The 19,413-nt window shown below is 62.6% G+C and carries 18 protein-coding genes and 1 riboswitch; of the genes, 7 read left to right on the top strand and 11 right to left on the bottom strand.

Annotated features, from left to right (window positions below; translation table 11 throughout):
• The first annotated feature begins 41 nt into the window (after positions 1-41).
• Both OUZ30_RS18325 and ppa read left to right on the top strand, forming a co-directional pair.
• Positions 42-878 carry a 2OG-Fe(II) oxygenase gene (locus OUZ30_RS18325; protein ID WP_266183876.1) on the top strand — a complete coding sequence of 279 codons (837 nt, stop codon included), beginning with the start codon at positions 42-44 and terminating at the stop codon, positions 876-878.
• 159 nt (positions 879-1,037) lie between these two features.
• Complete coding sequence (gene ppa / locus OUZ30_RS18320; protein ID WP_266183875.1) at positions 1,038-1,577, top strand: inorganic diphosphatase; 540 nt, start codon at positions 1,038-1,040, stop codon at positions 1,575-1,577.
• Between the two features lie 107 nt (positions 1,578-1,684).
• On the opposite strand, the gene OUZ30_RS18315 is transcribed toward ppa, so the two are convergent.
• The 3 genes from OUZ30_RS18315 to OUZ30_RS18305 form a co-directional block, all read right to left on the bottom strand.
• A complete protein-coding gene (locus tag OUZ30_RS18315) occupies positions 1,685-1,867 on the bottom strand; it encodes a hypothetical protein (RefSeq protein ID WP_266183874.1) in 183 nt (60 codons plus the stop codon).
• Between the two features lie 286 nt (positions 1,868-2,153).
• Positions 2,154-4,031 (bottom strand): phosphomethylpyrimidine synthase ThiC, encoded by a 1,878-nt coding sequence (thiC, locus tag OUZ30_RS18310; protein ID WP_266183873.1) that lies wholly within the window; start codon positions 4,029-4,031, stop codon positions 2,154-2,156.
• Between the two features lie 131 nt (positions 4,032-4,162).
• Positions 4,163-4,257: riboswitch (TPP riboswitch) on the bottom strand.
• An 81-nt stretch (positions 4,258-4,338) separates the two neighbouring features.
• A complete protein-coding gene (locus OUZ30_RS18305; RefSeq protein ID WP_266183872.1) occupies positions 4,339-4,989 on the bottom strand; it encodes a TetR/AcrR family transcriptional regulator in 651 nt (216 codons plus the stop codon).
• Positions 4,990-5,087: 98 nt separating this feature from the next.
• On the opposite strand from OUZ30_RS18305, the gene OUZ30_RS18300 reads away from it, so the two are divergent.
• The 3 genes from OUZ30_RS18300 to OUZ30_RS18290 all read left to right on the top strand — a co-directional run bounded on the left by OUZ30_RS18300 (position 5,088) and on the right by OUZ30_RS18290 (position 7,623).
• Positions 5,088-5,423 carry a hypothetical protein gene (locus tag OUZ30_RS18300; RefSeq protein WP_266183871.1) on the top strand — a complete coding sequence of 112 codons (336 nt, stop codon included), beginning with the start codon at positions 5,088-5,090 and terminating at the stop codon, positions 5,421-5,423.
• A 164-nt stretch (positions 5,424-5,587) separates the two neighbouring features.
• Complete coding sequence (locus OUZ30_RS18295) at positions 5,588-6,247, top strand: protein-L-isoaspartate O-methyltransferase family protein (protein ID WP_266183870.1); 660 nt, start codon at positions 5,588-5,590, stop codon at positions 6,245-6,247.
• A gap of 35 nt (positions 6,248-6,282) precedes the next feature.
• Positions 6,283-7,623 (top strand): TolC family outer membrane protein, encoded by a 1,341-nt coding sequence (locus tag OUZ30_RS18290; RefSeq protein WP_266183869.1) that lies wholly within the window; start codon positions 6,283-6,285, stop codon positions 7,621-7,623.
• An 87-nt stretch (positions 7,624-7,710) separates the two neighbouring features.
• Here the strand turns inward: OUZ30_RS18290 and waaA are convergent, their stop codons facing one another.
• A complete protein-coding gene (gene waaA / locus OUZ30_RS18285; protein WP_266183868.1) occupies positions 7,711-8,976 on the bottom strand; it encodes a lipid IV(A) 3-deoxy-D-manno-octulosonic acid transferase in 1,266 nt (421 codons plus the stop codon).
• A gap of 139 nt (positions 8,977-9,115) precedes the next feature.
• Between waaA and lpxL the strand changes: the two genes are divergently transcribed.
• Positions 9,116-10,033 carry an LpxL/LpxP family Kdo(2)-lipid IV(A) lauroyl/palmitoleoyl acyltransferase gene (gene lpxL, locus OUZ30_RS18280; RefSeq protein ID WP_266183867.1) on the top strand — a complete coding sequence of 306 codons (918 nt, stop codon included), beginning with the start codon at positions 9,116-9,118 and terminating at the stop codon, positions 10,031-10,033.
• Positions 10,034-10,095: 62 nt separating this feature from the next.
• On the opposite strand, the gene OUZ30_RS18275 is transcribed toward lpxL, so the two are convergent.
• The 5 genes from OUZ30_RS18275 to OUZ30_RS18255 all read right to left on the bottom strand — a co-directional run bounded on the left by OUZ30_RS18275 (position 10,096) and on the right by OUZ30_RS18255 (position 16,524).
• Complete coding sequence (locus OUZ30_RS18275; protein WP_266183866.1) at positions 10,096-12,387, bottom strand: S53 family peptidase; 2,292 nt, start codon at positions 12,385-12,387, stop codon at positions 10,096-10,098.
• Between the two features lie 609 nt (positions 12,388-12,996).
• Positions 12,997-13,767 (bottom strand): glycosyltransferase family 2 protein, encoded by a 771-nt coding sequence (locus tag OUZ30_RS18270; protein WP_266183865.1) that lies wholly within the window; start codon positions 13,765-13,767, stop codon positions 12,997-12,999.
• Positions 13,764-15,038: an O-antigen ligase family protein gene (locus OUZ30_RS18265; RefSeq protein WP_266183864.1), complete on the bottom strand. Its 1,275-nt coding sequence runs from the start codon at positions 15,036-15,038 to the stop codon at positions 13,764-13,766. Before OUZ30_RS18265 ends, OUZ30_RS18270 begins: the two co-directional genes overlap by 4 nt.
• A 56-nt stretch (positions 15,039-15,094) precedes the next feature.
• Positions 15,095-16,219: a glycosyltransferase gene (locus OUZ30_RS18260; RefSeq protein WP_266183863.1), complete on the bottom strand. Its 1,125-nt coding sequence runs from the start codon at positions 16,217-16,219 to the stop codon at positions 15,095-15,097.
• A gap of 98 nt (positions 16,220-16,317) precedes the next feature.
• A complete protein-coding gene (locus OUZ30_RS18255) occupies positions 16,318-16,524 on the bottom strand; it encodes a zinc-finger domain-containing protein (protein WP_266150761.1) in 207 nt (68 codons plus the stop codon).
• A 300-nt stretch (positions 16,525-16,824) separates the two neighbouring features.
• Here OUZ30_RS18255 and OUZ30_RS18250 point away from each other — a divergent pair, with 300 nt between their 5' ends.
• Complete coding sequence (locus OUZ30_RS18250; protein WP_266183862.1) at positions 16,825-18,003, top strand: Yip1 family protein; 1,179 nt, start codon at positions 16,825-16,827, stop codon at positions 18,001-18,003.
• 79 nt (positions 18,004-18,082) lie between these two features.
• On the opposite strand, the gene OUZ30_RS18245 is transcribed toward OUZ30_RS18250, so the two are convergent.
• Positions 18,083-18,676, bottom strand: coding sequence for a YceI family protein (locus OUZ30_RS18245; RefSeq protein WP_266183861.1), 594 nt, complete (start codon positions 18,674-18,676; stop codon positions 18,083-18,085).
• A gap of 59 nt (positions 18,677-18,735) precedes the next feature.
• On the bottom strand, positions 18,736-19,329 hold the full coding sequence (locus OUZ30_RS18240; protein ID WP_266183860.1) for a malonic semialdehyde reductase: 594 nt from the start codon (positions 19,327-19,329) through the stop codon (positions 18,736-18,738).
• Between the last annotated feature and the right edge of the window lie 84 nt (positions 19,330-19,413).

The raw sequence follows: 19,413 nt of genomic DNA, 5'->3' as shown, positions 1-19,413 counted from the left end.
CATGGGAGGGCCGGCATGGGCCGGCTCTCCTTCGATGGCGCATGAAAGACCACACGATTCGCCCTGAACTGCGCGAGTGGATTCTCACCACCACCCGCGACGGACACAGCGCCCAGGATGTACTCCGGCTGATGAAAGAGGCCGGCTACAGCGGTGACCAGAGCCGCCACATTGTCGCTCGCGTGCTGAATATTCCGGTAGCCACGCTTACGCTCAGCACGGGCAAGCGTCCCCACGGTCGACGAACGCGACACCCCGCTCCACCACTGCAGGTGATTGGCGATCGCGCGGTGCGCGTCACGCTGAGCGTGGATACGCCGGTGATCCGCGTACTCGAGGGGCTGCTTTCCGATCAAGAATGTGACGAGCTGATCGCGCAATCCAGGCCTCGCCTGCAGCGCTCGCTGACCGTCGACGTGGATGGCCGGCACCAGACGGACGAACGGCGCACCAGCCAGGGCATGTTCTTTCGCAATGGCGAGACACCGCTGGTCCAGCGTATCGAACAGCGCATCGCCAGCTTGCTGGATGTCCCCACCGATCACGGCGAAGGGCTGCAGATCCTGCACTATCTGCCCGGCCAGGAATACGAGCCGCACTACGACTGGTTCGACCCAAGCCAGCCCGGCTTCGAGGCCATCACGGCCCGGGGCGGCCAACGCATCGCCAGCGTGGTGATGTATCTCAACACGCCTGAGGAAGGTGGCGGCACGGCCTTTCCGGCGCTGGGGCTCACGGTCACCGCCCTGCGCGGCTCAGCCGTCTATTTCGCCTATGAGACGGGCGACGAGGCCTCGCTGCATGCGGGCCTGCCGGTGACCCGTGGTGAGAAGTGGATCGCCACCAAATGGCTGCGAGAGCGGCCTTATAAGCCCTGAGAAGCATCCACGCGGCGCGCATTCCGACGCGCCAACCCTCTTGATCCAGCCGAACAGCCAACCGCACCTGACCCGGCCAACACCCCGGCTGCTGCGATGCACCACCTTTTGCCGTATGCTTTTGGGTCTTTGTTTTTGACCAAGCCTAAGGACACCCCCATGGGTCTGCACCTCGTTTCCGCCGGCCGCAAGGTTCCGGACGAAATCAACGTCATCATCGAAATCCCCAAGGACGCCGAGCCCGTCAAGTACGAGGTGGAGAAGGAAAGCGGCGCGATCTTCGTCGACCGCATCCTGTCCACGCCGATGCGCTATCCGTGCAACTACGGCTATGTGCCGGGCACCTTGGGCGGCGACGGCGATCCGCTGGACGCGCTGGTGATCCTGCCGTTGCCGCTGGTGCCGGGCGCCGTGATTCGCTGCCATCCGGTCGGCATGCTCAAGATGACCGACGAGGCCGGCAGCGACGAGAAGCTGGTGGTCGTTCCGGTGGAGAAGATCTTCGCTGGTTACGCCCACATCAAGGACATCGGTTCCGTTTCCGGCCATTGGCTGGAGCGCATCGGCCACTTTTTCGAGCACTACAAGGATCTCGAGAAGGGTAAGTGGGTCAAGCTCGAGGGCTGGGTCGGCGCCGATGAGGCCAAGGCCGAAATCCTGGCCGGCATCGACCGCTACCAGGCTGACAAGAAAGGCTGATCAGCCTGAATTGATCGGCTTTGACTGATCGCGTTTGATAAGGCGCGTCGCCTCCGGGCGGCGCGTTTTTTTGTGTCCGCTCGCCGCGCGACGAGCGCCCCCCGCGCTCAGGAAAGCCACTGCGCCCATGGCGCGTGGTTCGATAGGACCGCGGCTGGTTCGTAGATATCCGGCGCCCTGACCCACCACCACATCAGCGCGCAGGCGACCAGCACGCCAATAGCCAACGCCACCAGCACCGCGCGCAGCATCAGATGACTGGATCGACCAAGATTGTCCGGCGTCGACATAAGCGACTCCTTGAGGGGACAGTTCTGCCTATAACGCCGATGTCCGAGCTTGGCTGACCGACGGTCTCGGCGCTTGCCCGGCTCGCCGTTCTTGCCTATCTGCCCAGCATCCCCGCAAGATCCTTCGCAGGATCCCTTGTCACGGCGAGAACGCCTTCGACCATGCACGGACACGACTCTTGAATGGCCCGAACCGTAGGGTGACGCGCGCGAAACGCAGGTGAAAAAAAGCCGTGCGCCACCTGTGCGCACGGCTTTTTTGTCCCATCCGATGGTCGTTACTGCATCAGGCCTTGTGATAGACCTCGGCACCCTGCGCAAGGAACTCGGCCGACTTCTCAGCCATGCCCGCATCCAAAGCCTCGATTTCGCCCGTGCCGTGCTCGGCGGCGTAATCGCGCACGTCCTGGGTGATCTTCATCGAGCAGAACTTCGGACCGCACATCGAGCAGAAGTGGGCGCTCTTGTGCGCATCCTTGGGCAAGGTCTCGTCGTGGAATTCCTTGGCCTTCTCCGGATCCAGACCAAGGTTGAACTGGTCGTCCCAGCGGAATTCGAAACGGGCCTTGCTGAGTGCGTTATCACGCACCTGCGCACCGGGATGCCCCTTGGCCAGATCCGCCGCATGGGCGGCGATCTTGTAGGCGATGATGCCGTCGCGCACGTCCTGCTTGTTCGGCAGGCCCAGGTGCTCCTTTGGCGTCACGTAGCAGAGCATGGCGGTGCCGAACCAGCCGATCATCGCCGCGCCGATGGCGCTGGTGATGTGGTCGTAGCCCGGCGCGATATCGGTGGTCAGCGGCCCCAGCGTGTAGAACGGCGCCTCGGCACACTTTTCCAGCTGACGCTCCATGTTCTCCTTGATCAGGTGCATCGGCACGTGGCCGGGGCCCTCGATCATCACCTGCACATCGTGCTTCCAGGCGATCTGGGTCAGCTCACCCAGGGTATCGAGCTCGCCGAACTGCGCCGCATCGTTGGCGTCGGCGATGCAGCCGGGACGCAGGCCGTCACCGAGACTGAAGGACACGTCGTACGCCTTCATGATCTCGCAGATGTCTTCGAAATGCGTGTAGAGGAAGTTTTCCTTGTGATGCGCCAGGCACCACTTGGCCATGATCGAACCGCCGCGCGACACAATGCCGGTCACTCGCTTGGCGGTGAGCGGCACGAAGCGCAGCAGCACGCCAGCATGGATGGTGAAGTAATCCACGCCCTGCTCGGCCTGCTCGATCAGCGTGTCGCGGAAGATTTCCCAGGTGAGGTTTTCGGCGACGCCATCGACTTTTTCCAGCGCCTGGTAAATCGGCACCGTGCCGATCGGCACCGGCGAATTGCGAATGATCCACTCGCGCGTCTCATGGATGTGCTTGCCGGTGGAAAGATCCATCACCGTGTCGCCGCCCCAACGGATCGACCACACCAGCTTCTCCACTTCCTCGGCGATACCCGACGAAACCGCCGAATTGCCGATATTCGCGTTGATTTTGGTGAGGAAGTTGCGACCGATGATCATGGGCTCGCTTTCCGGATGGTTGATATTGGCCGGGATGATGGCGCGACCGCGCGCCACTTCGTCACGCACGAATTCCGGTGTGATCAGTTTGGGCAGCGCCGCACCGAAGGACTGGCCAGGATGCTGCTTGAGCAGAGCACTATCGCGCAGCGCCTCGATCTTCTGGTTCTCGCGGATGGCGATGTATTCCATCTCCGGCGTGACGATGCCACGGCGCGCGTAATGCATCTGGGTTACGTTGGCGCCCGCCTTGGCGCGATGCGGCGCGCGGATGCCGGTGAAACGGAAGGCATCGAGCTTGGCGTCGGCGGCGCGCTGGCGACCGAACGCCGAACTGAGGCCATCCAGCTGCTCGGTATCGCCACGTTCGGCGATCCAGGCCGCCCGCAGCGCCGGCAGGCCGGCAGCAAGATCCACCTGGTAGTCGGGATCGGTATACGGACCCGAGGTGTCGTAGACGGTGATCGGCGGATTCACCTCGCCACCAAATAACGTCGGCGTCTGCGCCTGCTCGATTTCGCGCAGCGGCACGCGCAGATCGGGACGGCTGCCCTGCACGTGGATCTTGCGCGAACCCGGAATCGGGCGCGTCACGGCTTCGGAGAGTTCCTGCGCAGCGCGCGCGAGGTCGGTGGGCAGAGCGTTCATCAGCATGGGTCCGGTGCTAGCAATGTCCACATAGGGACGCGCTTTGTTGAAGAGTCCGCACATGGAGGCGCGGGTTGTTGCGAAGGGATTCGCAGACAAGCAACGAAGCGACGGCGCCAGTCGCACGACGAGGGTCGTGCGGCGAAGCTCCCTACAGCGGTACTAGCCGCATCAGGTTCGAAGGGACTCTCTCAGCCGACTGTTGCCGGCACCCCCGCTTCCAGGGCGCTATTTGAGCACGAAGCGAGGTTTGTCGCGAGGGTGGCTGCTGCCGGCAGCCATGAACGACCGTACGGGAGGGGTGAAATCAGTGCTTCCTGTAAGCGCGCAGGAACATGTCCACGCCATCACGGGCAGTCTGTTCCAGCTCGGCGGCGTACGAGAAAGCGCATTCCTCGCAGCCGAACATGCGGCGAAGCAGCATCTCACCCTTGATCAGGGAGATGAACTGGCCAGCGGCACGTGTCACGTTGGGGATATCCAGCTTGCCGTCGTCAACGGCCTGTTGCAGCAGGCGTTTCATCAAACCAAGCGTGCGGTCCGGGCCTTCCTCCCACAGCAGCTTGCCGTAGCGGGGGTTGCCCTGGCGGCAGTCGCTGAGGATGGCGCGGAAGGTACCAACGTTCTGAACGTCGCAGTCCAGCCTCACGTGATGCAGGGCGATGCGCTCCAGCGTCTCGCGGACATCCTCGTTCGGGTCGTATTGGTAGGTGTCTTCCGGCATCAGGTCCTGGATGCGCGCGCGAATGACTTCGCGGAACAGGTTGTCCTTGTCGCCGAAATGACTGTAGACCGTGAGCTTGGACACGCCCGCCTCGGCCGCCACCGCGTCCATGCTGGTACCAGCAAAGGCATTGCGGATGAACAGGGCCTTGGCTGCTTCGAGGATCGCCGCACGCTTCTCCATATCCTTGGGACGACCGGGTCCCTGAGGCTTGGTTTGCGGGATCGTGCTCATGGCAACACCTTCATGACTGGCTTCACAAATGGATAACGCCGGTTTAGTATACGCGACGGTTTAGTTATTTTCCATGGCCACGATACACGGCTTACCCTATGACCACCACTATCGCAGAACTTTCCCTCAGCAAGGTATATCGCCATGCCCAGCGCACGCTGGCCACCTGGCTGGAGCGTGGCGAGGTCGGCGCTCGCCATGGAGCCTTTGCCGTGCGTGCGGCGCTGGTAGGCCTCGATGCCACCGAACGTAGCCGTTTGGCGCGCTGGTTGGCCTGGCTTTGCGTCGCTGCCCGCAGCCGAGGAGTGGCTTCGCCGGAAGCACGCATCCGGCGTCTTGACGCGACCTTGCACCAGGCCGTGCAAGATGCCCTGCAACGGCTGCCCGCCGGTATGCTTGACGTGACCTCGCATAGACATCGTCGAAGCGCATAGTGTCCGCGGACACCGCGCCACACATGACTTCCGTCAACCAAGCGCGATGACTTCCGGCACTTCGTAGCCACTGGGCCAGGCCGCAGGCTTTGCACATTGTCGGAAGATGGCTAAGCGCTTATCCTTTTTAGCCTTTTTTTCGATCCGAATAGGATGTCAGCAAGATGGCGATGAACTTCGAACAGGCGCGACAGAACATGGTGGAAAACCAGGTGCGCCCCTGGGAGGTGCTTGATGGGCGCGTGCTCGACGTGCTCAGCAGCGTGCGCCGCGAGGATTTCGTCGCTGCCGAGCATCGCAAGCTGGCATTCGCCGATCTCTGCCTGCCGCTCGGCCACGGCGAAGTAATGATGAAGCCGGTGGTCGAAGGCCGCGTGCTGCAGGCGCTGGAACTGACGCCCACCGACCATGTGCTGGAGATCGGCACGGGTTCGGGCTTTCTTACCGCTTGCCTGGCGAAGCTCTCGGCGGGGGTCACCAGCCTGGACATTCATGCCGATTTCATTGCCGCCGCCAGCGAACGCCTCGCACGTGCAGGTGTTGCCAATGTAAAGCTGGAGGTGGGTGAAGCGATCACGGCATGGCATCCCGATGGCTTGTTCGATGCGCTGGTGGTGACCGGCGCGGTGTACCAGATTCCCCAGCGCTTCCTGTCATGGCTCAAGCCTGGCGGCCGTTTGCTGGTGGTGCGTGGCGAGTCGCCGGTGCAGCAGGTGTTGCTGCTTACCCACGAAGGTAACGGCCGCTACCGCGAAGAAGTTCTGTTCGAGACCGATCTGCCGTACTTGAAGCACGCGGAGCCACCGCGCCGCTTCGTATTCTGAACCTGCTGATCCCGTTCCCATACATGAGGCAACCCATGCGCTTGAAGCTTCTGACCCTCGCCCTGGCCCTGTCGGCGTTCCCGCTGGCCGGCCACAGCGAGGACTTGCTGGATGCATACCGAGAAGCACGCGCCAATGACCCGGTGCTGTCGCAGGCGGAAGCCACTCGCCTGGCTGTCGGCGAGGGTGTAACCCAGGCCCGCGCCTTGATGCTGCCCCAGCTCAATGGCGCCTACTCGCTCACCCAGCAGCCGATCGGCTCGGGCGCAACGAACGGTGTCCTGGCGGGTTCCGACCATTCGCGTTCGCGCGAGCTTTCCGCCACCCTGAATCAATCCGTCGTCGATCTCAGCCAGTGGGCCAACCTGTCGGCGGCTCGCTCGACGGCTTCCGCGCAGGACGCCACGTATCAGGCGGCGATGCAGGATCTGTATGTGCGTGTCACCACGGCCTACTTCGGCGTGCTGACCAGTCAGGATGCGCTGGTGTTCGCCAAGGCGAACGAGGACGCCTTCAAGGAAGCTTTCGAGCAGGCCGACCAGCGCTTCAAAGTGGGTCTCTCGGCGGTCACCGACGTCTACCAGGCCAAGTCGAACTACGAGCTGGCAAAGGCACAGACGATCGCCGCGCAGAACACGTTGAATGATGCCCGCGAAGCGCTCACGCAGATCACCGGCAAACCCGCCGGCGAGCTGAAGAAGCTGCGTGAGGACATGCCGATGAATCCGCCTTCGCCGGCGGACCCAACCGTTTGGGTGCAGCAGGCGCTGACCTCGAATGCATCGATCCAGGCCCAGCAATACGGCGTACAGGCGGCCGAGCACAGCATCAATGCAGCGCGCGCCGGCCATCTGCCGACCTTGAATGCCTCCGTATCGCGCGGCAAGACCACGTCCTGGCTGGAGAACGGCAGCTATGCCGACCTCAGCGGCAATCGCGTCAACGGCAACTACGGCACCACGATTGGCCTGACCGTGAACGTTCCGATCTTCTCGGGCGGCGCTACGCAATCGCGCGTGCGCCAGTCGATCTACCAGCGTGACGAGGCCCAGGATTCGCTGGAGTCGACGCGTCGCCAGGTCGTTCGCAACACGCTCAACTTCTATCGCTCGGTGCTCTCGGGCATCAGCCAGGTGGAGGCGAACAAGGCCTCGGTGGAATCGGGCCAAAAGGCTCTGGAGGCCACCCGCGCCGGCTTCGACGTCGGCACGCAGACGATGCTGAACGTGCTCAACGCGATCCAGACCCTCACCGAGGCGGAGAACAGCTACTCGCAGTCGCGTCATGCCCTGGTGCTCGATCAGCTGCAGCTCAAGGAGTCGGCAGGCTCGATCGACCTGAAGGATATGGAGATGGTCAACGCGATGCTGCAGTAACGCGCAGCAAGCCGCGTAACGCTCCACCGAAACGACAAGGCCGGGCATGTCCCGGCCTTGTCGTTTCCGCAAGGAACGATGGGACAGCTATTCCTGCAGCAGGTCGCCGATCATTCCCATCACGCGCTTCACGGCCCCGCGCTCGCTGTCAAATACCGTGCGCGCCGCGTCGCCCATGCGATCAAGCGCGGCTCGATCACCTAGCAGTCGCACCACTTCCGACCCCAGCTCTTCGACACTGCTGACGCGCGCGGCCCCGCCTTCCTGGATCAGGGTGAGGGTGATTTCCTGGAAATTGAACGTATGCGGGCCCACCAGCACCGGCGTGGAAAGCGCTGCCGGCTCGAGCACGTTGTGGCCGCCGATGGGCACGAGGCTGCCGCCAACAAAGGCGAGATCCGCCGCGGCATAAAACGGCATCAATTCGCCCATCGCATCGATCACGAAAACCTGGTGCCCCGTCGATGGAACCTGGTCAACACTGCGCGTACCGACGCTTAAGCCCAGGCTGCGGGCAGCGCTTTCGACCAGTTTGAAACGTTCCGGATGGCGCGGCGCGATCAGCAACAGGGCATCGGGCAAGCGCTTGAGCACTTCAAGGTGAGCCTCGAGCACCTGCAACTCTTCAACCTCGTGGGTGCTGCCGGCAACCCATGCGGGGCGAAGCTGCCCCCATTGAAGACGCAGCTCCTGACCGTGGCGCTCAGCGTCGTAAGGCACCGGCATGTCGAACTTCATATTGCCCGCCACGACGAGCTTGTCGGGATCTGCGCCGAGCAGGCGATAACGCTCCGCGTCCGTGCGCGACTGCGCGGCAATCAGCCGCACGCATCGCAGCGCCCGGCGCACCAGGCTGCCCATCGGCCGGTAGCCCCGCAGGGAGCGTTCGGACAGGCGCGCGTTGGCGATCATCAAGGGAATGCCACGCCGCCGGCAGGAGAGGTAGAGATTCGGCCAGATTTCGGTTTCCACGATAATGGCCATGCGCGGTCGCACATGGCGCAGGAAGCGCGTCACGGCGAACGGCAAGTCGTAAGGCAGGTAGACGTGGAACACGCTATCGCCAAACAGCTGGCGCACACGTTCGGATCCGGTTGGCGTAACCGTGGTGACGACCAGCGGTGCGTCCGGGTAGCGCCCGCGCAAGGCCTTTATCAACGGCTCGGCAGCGTTCACTTCGCCCACGGATACCGCATGCACCCACAGGCTCTCCCTGACGCGTGGCCCCTGAAAGAAACCAAAGCGTTCACGCCATCGTTTGTGGTAATCGCCGTAGCGCACGCCGCGCTTCAACAGGCGCAACATGATCAGCGGCGTCACCAGGTACATGACGAGGGTATAGAGGTAGCGCAACGGGAAGCCCTTGAATCCGGTGCATCAGTATATCGACTTGGCTCGATGGCCCGGCCATCGCGATGGGGCAGCCCTCTCCCACGGCGCGCGTTGCTCGCCACGTTTTCGGTTGTTCCTTACAATGCCGGCGATGCCAGGCATGCCCCGCCCCCCTTTTACCCGCTCCCTGCTCGCACCGCTGCAATGGCCAGCGTGGCTGGGCGTCGGCGCGATCTGGACCATTGCCCATCTGCCGCGTCCGCTGCTGATGGGACTCGGCCGACTGCTCGGCGCGCTCGTGCAACGCGTACCTTCGCCGCGCCGGCATATCGCGGAGGCAAATATCGCCCTGTGCTTCCCCGAGCTTTCAAAGGCCGAACAGGCGGCGCTCGTCAATGCGCATCTTCGCGACATCGGCCTGATGATGATGGAGTTCGCACTCGGCTGGATGGGTAGCGAACGCGCGATCGCGCGCGTGCCCGTCACCATCGAGGGGCTGGAACAGCTGGAAGCCGCTCGCGCGCAGGGCAAGGGCGTCTTGCTGGTTGGCGGCCATTTCTCGCACCTGGAACTTTGCGCGCGGCTGGTCTCGCAACGCATCCGCATCTCGGGCATGTACCGCAAGATGGATTCGCGCGTCTTCGAGTGGGCCGTGCTGCGCGCGCGCCTCGACTACGCCGAGGCGATGTTCGACAAGGATGATATCCGGGGCACCGTCAAGCATCTGCGCAACGGCGGCACGCTTTGGTACGCACCCGACCAGGACATGCGCAGCAAGGACAATGCGTTTGTGCCGTTCTTCGGTGTACCGGCGGCAACCATCACCGCCACTCATCATCTCGCGCGCATGTCCGGCGCCGCGGTGATCCCCTTCTATCATCGTCGCCTGCCCGGCAACGCTGGCTATGTCTTGCGACTGGGGGCGCCACTGGAGCAATTCCCGAGCGCCGATGCACTCGACGATACGGCCCGCATCAACGTCTGCATCGAGGCGATGGTGCGCGCCGCACCCGAGCAATACCTCTGGGTGCACAAGCGTTTCAAGACGCGACCTGAAGGCTTTCCGCCGATCTATTGAACCGATCGCACGGAATGATCCTCGGCGGCCATAACGACCGCCGAGGACACACGCCTCTTCGATTACTTCACGTTGACGAACGCCTTCCACGCATTAAACAGGTTGTTGGCATTGACCGAGCCAAGGCCGGAAGCGAAGCTCCAACCGGCTTGGGTGGCAAAGGCCTCCGTGTTGCTGTTGTACTTGTTGATGTTGGTCGAGGTCAGACCGACCTGAAGCGGTCCAAGGTACGAACCGGGAAGGTTGCCGTAGAAATAGCAGTCTGGCGTAACCACCGCAGGCAGTTGCTGGATGCACTGGGTGGCAATGCTTCCGCGCGTGATGTTGTGGAACACGCACTTGCCGGTTCCCTTCGTACCGTTGTCAGCACTACAGGCAGCGAGGCTGGCGGGCGGTGTGCCCTTGGCGCCGCCGTACTCGTCGGCAGCCAATGCATACAGCGTCGGTGCCGCATTGCCCTGGTTGGGCGACAGACCCTTGGCCGCCAGGCCCTGGTCGATCAAGGCCTGGATACCTGCAAACATCGGCGACGACAGCGAGGTACCTCCGCTGAGTGCGATCAGCCCCGGGAAGCCGGGCTGGCAGGGATAGAACGACGTACACACGATGACCCAGGTGTCGCCACCATAGGAGCCCGCGAACAGCGACACGTCCGGCACGTCACGCGACTGGTCCTTGGCGGCATTGTGTACCTGCCGCTGCCACGCCGGCTTGCTGTCGACGGACGACGGACCACCACTGCCCGCCTCTGACGTCAGGTAGTAGCCATTGGGATCAAGCTTGATGTATTCCTTGCAGAACGCCAGTGCGCTGGCAAAGCCGAGCGACTTGGCGGCCACTTCGTTGCCACACGACTGGTTCCACGGAATCTCCGGCACATAGGACAACGCGGAGCCGTAGACCGAGTTGTAGGTCGAGGCAAAGTACTTCTTGGTCGTGCCATCGAGCACGTCCGCCGTGTCGGTACCACCGACCACCGTGTCGTTCGGTGAAGTGCCGAACGCGTTGGCGTCAATTCCGACACCATTGATGATGAAGCCGTTGAAGCTCGGGTTGGAGCCTGAGTCGCCACTCGATACAAAGACCGAAATGCCTTCGGCATCCGCCTGTGCCCACATCAGGTCGATGGCCGTCTTGCTGGCGGCGTCGGTGTAGCCTTCGCCGTAGCCGTAGCTCGCGCTAATGATGTTTGGCCGGTTGGCCGCGTTGATCAGGTTGGTCGCCGCGGTGAATACGCCACCGAAGAAGTTGTTGGAATTGGAATCATCGCAGGTGGCCACCCATATATTGGCGCCCGGTGCCATCGCCGTTGACCATTCCGCATCGAGCAACGTCTCGCCATCATCCTCGCCTGGGTTGGCAATGGTGGGATCAATGCAGTTGGTGAAGCCGGTGGCCTGAGGCTGGAACTGCGTGAACGTTCCACCAAAGCTGCCGAGGCTGAACTGGCTGACGAAGTTGGTCCAATCGTCGGGCACCATCGAGTTGTCCTCGACGACTGCAAGGGTGATGCCTGTTCCGGTCAGTCCACTGTTACGCAGCTGGTCCACACCGTAGATCTTGGCCATGTCATAGGGAACGAGGCCACGCGCGCCGTTGGTAAAGCCAATCGCCTCCGGGTTCACCGTGGCAGGCTTGGAGCCGGCGGGTTGCTTGATGATGAATTTGTGCGTGGAGGCATCGTATTGCGACACCTTGGACTCCACTCGCTGCGACTGCGGGTGGATGTCGTTGAGGCCGGCAACGCCCACCACGACGTCCTTCAAGGCCGTCGGAACACTGATGTCCGCGGCATTGGCGATATGGTTGGTCTTGCCCAATGCATACCGATTGAGCTGGGTATGGAAGGCCTGCTTGACCAGGCCCGCATTACCGCTGAAGTCGATCTGCATTTTGTTGGGGTACACACCATTGACCTTGAACCCCTGCGACTGCAGCCATGAAGTTGCTGCGACGATATCGGCGTCACTCACGCCAAACTTCTCGCCGAACTGATCCGGCGTGACCCACTGGTGGAACTTGGGCGAGCTTGGATCGTGCTGGGCAGCAATGAGTGCGTCCAATGCGGACTGTCGCAATGCACTGCGCTGAAGCACGAGGTGCATATGGTTCATCAGCAAGCTATCGGCCACGCTTTGCGTAGGTTTCACGCTATCCACGGCGGCAACGTGACTTCGCTGCAGCGGCGAAACGACCTTGTTATTGATCGTTTGCGTGACCCGTGGCGCTTCCGCCGTATTGATATCTGCCAACGCCGCGTTCTGCGACGTGGATGACTGTGCGGCCGCGATGCCGGGCAGTCCCGCGAGAGCGAGGACTACGGCGGCGCCTAGATACAGGTGCTCGTTTCTCATGCAATGTCTCCTGGAGATATTCCATCGAAAACAGGCGAGCCCCCCTGTGATGAAATCGTCCCGCCAGCAAAGACCGAGTAAGTGCGTGACCTCCTTTCCGATGCACGTGGTGGACAAACTACAAAACAGGGCGTCACGCGGCCTCACGGACAGCGTGTTTCATTCGTCGCAAAAAAACTCACCCTAAAACTTACCCTTGAAGCGAACGGCAGCCCCTGACGCCTGTTCGCGATAACGCACCCCAACTCGCTCGAGTGTAGAAACAGCGGGGCCGCCACCGCAACGACAACCGCAGGCGCAAGTTGACGGCACCATCACACGTCGCCGAAAAACCCTCAAAACCACGGGCAAATGAGCTTTTTTCCATGCGGATCGCCATTCCAAACGCGCGGCACCCAGGCGCAACATATTTCGCCGAGGGTGCTGCTCGCGAGCTTGGCCGCCAGCCGCTGGCCCGCTGATGCGATCCGGATGCAGGGCAAGTAATTTCGCCGCAGCAAGAAATTGCCCCATGCAAGGGCAGCTTTCTAAACGATTACTGAATGAAAAGCTTCGATCGACGCCAATGGCGTGACCTCCATGCCGGAACGCAATCTCATCCGACAGGCTTCAGCGAAGATGTTTGCGCGCCGCTTGCACACGCGCCTCGTGCAGCTTCGCGTATTTGAGGAAAGCGTAGAAAGCGCCGGTCACGCTGGCGATAAAACCCGCCCAGCCGTTGAGAAAATAACGCTTGCCGATGTATTGCCGCAAGAAGAACACGGGCGGGTAGAACACCATGCGCAGACCAGTGAAATGCTGCTGCTTGCGCAGCTTGTGAGCCACCATTCCACTGGTATAGCGATTGATCTTTTCCACCCGCGTGGCGATGTCACCATCGCCATCATTGACGAAGTCCGCTCGCCGTAGCGTCTTGACCGGACCGAGCACTTCGACCGCCGCATGCACCTCGACGTCGTTCATGCCACCACGCCGGCGATCGAACAGACGCAGATGGCCGTTGCGCCAGCTCCAGCGATGCTGCACGGTCCAGAACATCCGCTCGCGACGCGGCAGGCGGAAACCCGCGTAGCGTGGCGCAACCAGTGCGAGCTCGATGACTTCGCGCGTGCCGGGCGAGAGGATCTCATCGGCGTCGAGGTTGAGTATCCAGTCGTGGCTGGCCATGTCATAGGCACGCTGCTTTTGCGGGCCATAGTCATCGAACGGGTGAACGGCTACGCGCGCACCATGTTGCCTGGCGATGGCTACGGTGCCATCGGTGGAGCCGGAATCCAGCACCAGGATCTCCTCGGCCCAGTCGACCTGGCGCAGGCAGTCATCCAGCGTGTCGGCATTGTTGTAGGTGATGACCACCACCGAAAGTGGTTCGCGTGTCATGCGCGCCCTTCTGCACGCAACACGCCCGGCTCGACGTACAGCGCTGCGCACCAGAGGCCCAGCAGCCAGGCAAACAGCAATCCCCACCAGGCGGAATAGAACGCCAGATGCGTGTTCAGCGGAAACAGCATGACCGCAAGCGCCAACGTCACCGGAAATGCCCGCGCGCGCGCGCCTGCGCCCACGCGCCGCCACGCCACCGCAGCCATGGCCATGGCTGCCAGCCAGAGCAACAAGCCGAGCGTGCCCGTTTCAGTGAGTACTTCCAGCACCCATTGATGCGCATGGCATGCACCCTCGCCCTCGCCGCAGCTCTCGGCGACGACGAAATGATCATTGGCCGCCGCGAACTCGGGATAGGCAAAGCGGTAAGCGCGCACACCCACGCCATTGATCGGGTGCGCCTTGAACATTGCCATGCTGGTTCGCCAGATATCCAGGCGCCCGCTGAGAGCCGTGTCGACGGACTGATCGGAACCGTGGAGCGCCTGCAAGCTGCGCTCCATGCGAAGCTGGAAGCGGTCGGAGGTTTTCCAGGCCACGCCCGCCGCAAAAACCATCAACACCATGCCGACGGCGACGATGGCGAGAAAACGCAGCGGCGTCCGCGAAAAGTGCCAGGCAAAACCCACCATCACCAAGGCATAGCACAGCCACGACGCCCGTGAACCTGACAACAGGACCGGTACAAGCAGCAGCATGAAGGCCACCAGCAGCCCTTTGTATCCCCCACGTCGGTGCGCAGCCCACAGCACGAACGGCGATAGCACTGCCAGCGTGGGACCCAGCTTGAGATTGGTGGCGCCAAAGATGCCCGAGAGTCGCTCTGCATCGGCATGCCCACCCAGACTCCATCCCGTCAGTGCCTGCACCCAGGCATCCAGCGCCCAAACGCCTACGACCACGGCAACCGCCGTAAACAGTGCGCTGAGCTTCTCTTCGCGGCGGATCGCAAAACAGGCATACAGGCCTAACGGCACGTAGCGAAGCAAGGACGCCACCGTCGACCAGCTCTTGCCCGGCGCCAGCGAATCGACAGCCGACAACAAGGCCGCGCTCACATAGGCACCAAGCAGCCACAAAAGAAGCCTTGCACCCGCATGCTCACGCAACGCGGAAGGATGCCGGACAAACAGCAGGATGACGCCGACCAGACAGAGAAAGGTGCCCAGCTCCGAGCTGCGTCCAACCGGCAGCAGGGCGATTACCAGCCAGAACGGCAGCAGAGGCGAGCGCAGGGCAGCCTTCAGGGAAACGGCGAATGAACTCATGCGGACGTCAGGTGATCATGGCTCACGCATTGTAGGTGAGCCAGGTACCGCAACGATCAGGCAGTCAATTCGTCGTAAAGCGCCAGCGTGGCCTGCTGCATGTCGGTGAGCCGGTAGCTTTGCAGCATCGGGATAGGCGGTGCGACACGGAGCAACTCGGCGGCACGCTCGACCAGCCGCTCGCGGTCGGCCACCGGAACACGGCCCGCGGGATACAGCTCGGCCAGCAACTCACCGACACCACCATGCGCGTAACCCAGCACGGGGCGGCACAGCGACAGCGCCTCGATCACGGTGCGCCCGAACGATTCGGGCTTCTTGGAGAGCTGCAGCACCAGCGACGAGATCGCATAGATGTCGCGCACATCGCTGCGCGGCGGGGTCAGCACGACCTGTGACTCCAGGCCACGGGCGCGAATCAGGCTGCGCAGTTCATCGACATAGGCGTCACGGCCGGGCTCGATAACGCCGAGCAGAAGCAGGCGTGCGTCGATACCGCGACGCTTCAGTTCACCCAGCAGCTCGACGGCATCGTGGTGTCCCTTCAGCCGCGTGCCGCGGCCCGGCAGGGTCAGCAACGGTGCACCCGCGAGCGCCGGGAACTCGGCGAAAAAGGCTTTCCGCCACATGTCATCGGGGCGATGCCCGTACGGAAAGGCCTCCGGATCAATACCGCGAGGAATCACCCGCACCCGCGCCGGCTCCAGCCACGGGTAGTGACTGAGCATGAAATCTCGCAAGGTCTGCGACACCGCGATCACCCGTTCGCCACGCAGCAGGATCGCGCTATAGCGGCCCGGCGAATTGAGCCCGTGAACGGTAGTCACGAAATGGGGTTTCGGCTTGAGGCCCTTGATGGCCCACCAGGTCATCCACGCCGGCAGACGCGAACGGGCATGCACAATATCGGGCTTGAGCTCGCGCAGGAGGCGCCGGAGCTCACCCATTTTCATGAGCGTACTCAACGACTTGCGACCCACATCCAGGACGACGTGCCGGCTACCTTCGGCTTCCAGCTGCTGCACCATACGGCCGCCCGCCGAGATCACGACGGACTGGTGGCCAGCCTTCACCAGCGCCCGCGCGATTTCCAGCGCAGAACGCTCCGCCCCGCCCGAATCGAGGCCGGGGATCAGCTGAACGACGGTCAGTGACCTGGCTGGGGTGGCGACTGCTGACATGATTTGTTCAAAAGGTGCCTTCATCCCTGATAGGCAAGCAGCAATCGTGCCTAAACCCGCGCTCGCGAGGATTTATGGATTCGATCCGGGTGAATGGATTAGTCCCGCAGGACGTAATGTGCGCCGCAATAAGGACATGTGGACTCGCCACCATCCTCAACGATCGGCAGATAGACCTTCGGATGGGAATTCCAGAGCGCCATACCGGGCATCGGACAGGAAAGCGGAAGGTCCGCGCGCGTCACTTCATAACGATTTTCGGCATTCGCCGGGATCAATGCGGCAGCCGCAGGGGAACGCGACATGGGGGACAACTCCATCAAGGCACCGGGTCCGCCATGTTAACAGGCCTCCCTGGCCAACATCGCGCCTGTTCACTATCCCCGCACGACCCAAGCTCGCCGAAGGGCATAGCCCATGCGACGAATGGGAGCCCATCCAGGACGGGTTGAGAATCAAGCTGAGCGCTGTCCGGCCTGCGCAACGGCAGCTGAAACCTTGCTCCGCCCAAGGGCTGGGCCGATGTCGTCGGCTGATGTTTCCCCCGCGCGCCGACGACCCATGCGGGGCACCGCCCATCGACCGCCTGATCAGCAAGGATTGTCATGGACCTCGGAAACCTGTTCGCCCGGATCAAAGCCATCCTCACCACGCCTCAAACCGAATGGCCGGTGATTGCCGGCGAGCCGGCCACGGTGAATGGGCTCTATCGCCACTACATCCTGATCGTGGCGGCGCTGCCGGTGCTCGCCCACTTCATCCGCCACAGCCTGATCGGCTACGGCGGCTGGGGCACGCATCTGCATACGCCCGTTGGCATGGGCCTGCTCGGCATGGTCTTGTACTACCTGTTGACCCTGGCGCTGACCTATGTGGTTGCCCTGCTCACCAATGCGCTGGCACCGACGTTTGGTGGCCAGAAAGATCTCGTGCAGGCCCTGAAGACCGTGGCGTACGCGTGGACCGCCGGCTGGGTCGGCGGCATCGCGGTGATCATTCCGTGGCTGGGCTGGCTGGTCGCGCTCGCAAGCCTGATCTACGGCATCTACCTGCTCTACCTGGGCTTGCCGCATACCATGCGCTGCCCCGCGGACAAGGCAGCTGGCTATACCGCCGTCACCGTCATCATTACCATCGTGCTGAGTTGGATCGTCGGCTTGATCGTGGCGGGTTTGATCGGAACCGCAGCGCTTACCGGCGCCAGGATGGGCGGCATGCAACTCGGTGGCGATGCCCGCCACGCCACGACCGAGGCAAACAGCACGGCCGCCGAGCCGGCCGGCAAGGCACTCGAGGCCGTGCAAAAACCGGTCGACAACCACGTGCAGTCATTGCCAACCGATACGATCAAGACGTTTCTGCCCGACACGTTGGCCGGCATGAAGCGGGAAGATCTGTCCGCGGAGCGCAACAGCACAGTGGGCATGCAGGTCACTTCGGCCCGTGCCAACTACAGCGATGACCATGGCCACCGCGTGCAGCTGGAGGTAGGCGATACGGGCAGCATGCGGGGCATGATGGCCGCCGCCAGCGCGCTGGCACCGGATTCCGAGCAACAGACCGAGCACGGCTACGAGAAGACCTATACCAGCCAGGGACGCCTGATCCACGAGGCCTGGAACAACGACACGCACAGTGGCGAATACGGCGTCATCGTGGCTCGGCGTTTCGCGGTCAAGGCCACTGGCAACGCGGAGAACATCGACCAGCTGAAGCAGGTGGTGAACGGGGTCGATCTGGACAAGCTCGAATCGCTCAAGAACGAAGGCACGACCGCGAACTGATCGGAGCAGGAACCCGCGCGCAGCACCCAACAAAAAGCCCGCGCCGTCGCCGGCGCGGGCTCTGCGTCCATCGGAGCGCTTACTTTGCTGCCACGGCCTTCGGCACCGAAGCTTCGGTGGTGATGCGGACCTGGATCTCGTCGCTGACGTTCGGCACATAAGCGCCCACGCCGAAATCCGAACGCTTCAGGATGGTGGTGGCATCAAAGCCCACGGTCGCCACCTTCATCATCGGATGCATGCCGCTCTTGTTGAGCGTGGCGTCGAGCACCACCGGCTTGGTCACGCCGTGAACGGTCAGGTCGCCGGTGACCTTGTATTTGTTGCCGCCCGCCGACTCGACCTTGGTGCTCTTGAAGGTCACCGCCGCGAACTTGTCGGCGTCGAAGAAATCCGGCTTCTTCAGGTGCTCGTCGAGCGCACTGACATGCGTGTCGAGGTTGGCCAGCGGCAAGGTCACGTCGACCGATGACTTGGCCGGATCCTTTTCATCGAACACGATCGTGCCCTCGCCGAGGCCAAGATTGGCGGTCGGGTTGGAGAAGCCGAAGTGGTTCCAGCTGAAAAGCACCTGGGTGTGGTGCGGGTCCATCTGGTAAGTCACCGGGGCAGCCTGCGCGGTGACGGCTGCGCCGATCAGGCCAGCCAGAACGAGGTAACGGAATGCACGCATGAATCTGATCTCCAAAGGGGTTGGGGAATGCACTTAATCGACAGCGAACACGTACGTACTCAGACGATCCGGCAGGCTTCCTCGAATGAAAGTCGAGGACTGCGCGGGAACAGGTCTCGGCTGGCATCGCCATAGCCGATGTTGATCAGGAAATTGGCGCGGATCGTGGTGCCCGCGAAGAACGCCGCGTCCACGCCGGCAGCGTCGAAGCCGGACATCGGGCCGCAATCGAGGCCGATGGCGCGCGCGGCAATGATCACGTAAGCGCCTTGCAGCGTACCGTTGCGAAACGCCGTGACGTCGATCAGCGGCTGGTTGTCCACGAACCAGCTGCGTGCATCGGCATGCGGAAACAGTTGCGGCAGCTTGTCGTAGAACGCGTGGTCGGTGGCCACGATCGCGGTTACCGGCGCAGCCATGGTCTTGGCCCGATTGCCGTCGGACAGGAACGGCGAGAGCTTTTCCTTCGCTTCCTTCGACTTCATGAAGATCAGCCGCATGGGCGAGGAGTTCGCGCTGGTCGGCCCGAACTTGGCAAGCTCATAGAGCTCGTGCAGTTGAGCGTCGCTGACGTCTTTCGGCAGCCAGGCGTTGAACGTGCGGGCGCTGCGGAACAACTGGTCGAGGGCGGCCTCGGAAAGCATCTCGCTCATGGGTATCCTTGTGATCGTGGCACGCCATCTTGGGCGCAACTGTGGACAGTGTAAGGGCGGGCGCGAGCAAACAGGACCCTGGCA

It is taken from the genome of Dyella humicola (genome assembly GCF_026283945.1).
Lineage (GTDB): Bacteria > Pseudomonadota > Gammaproteobacteria > Xanthomonadales > Rhodanobacteraceae > Dyella > Dyella humicola.
This window is presented reverse-complemented; position numbering and strand designations above follow the sequence as displayed.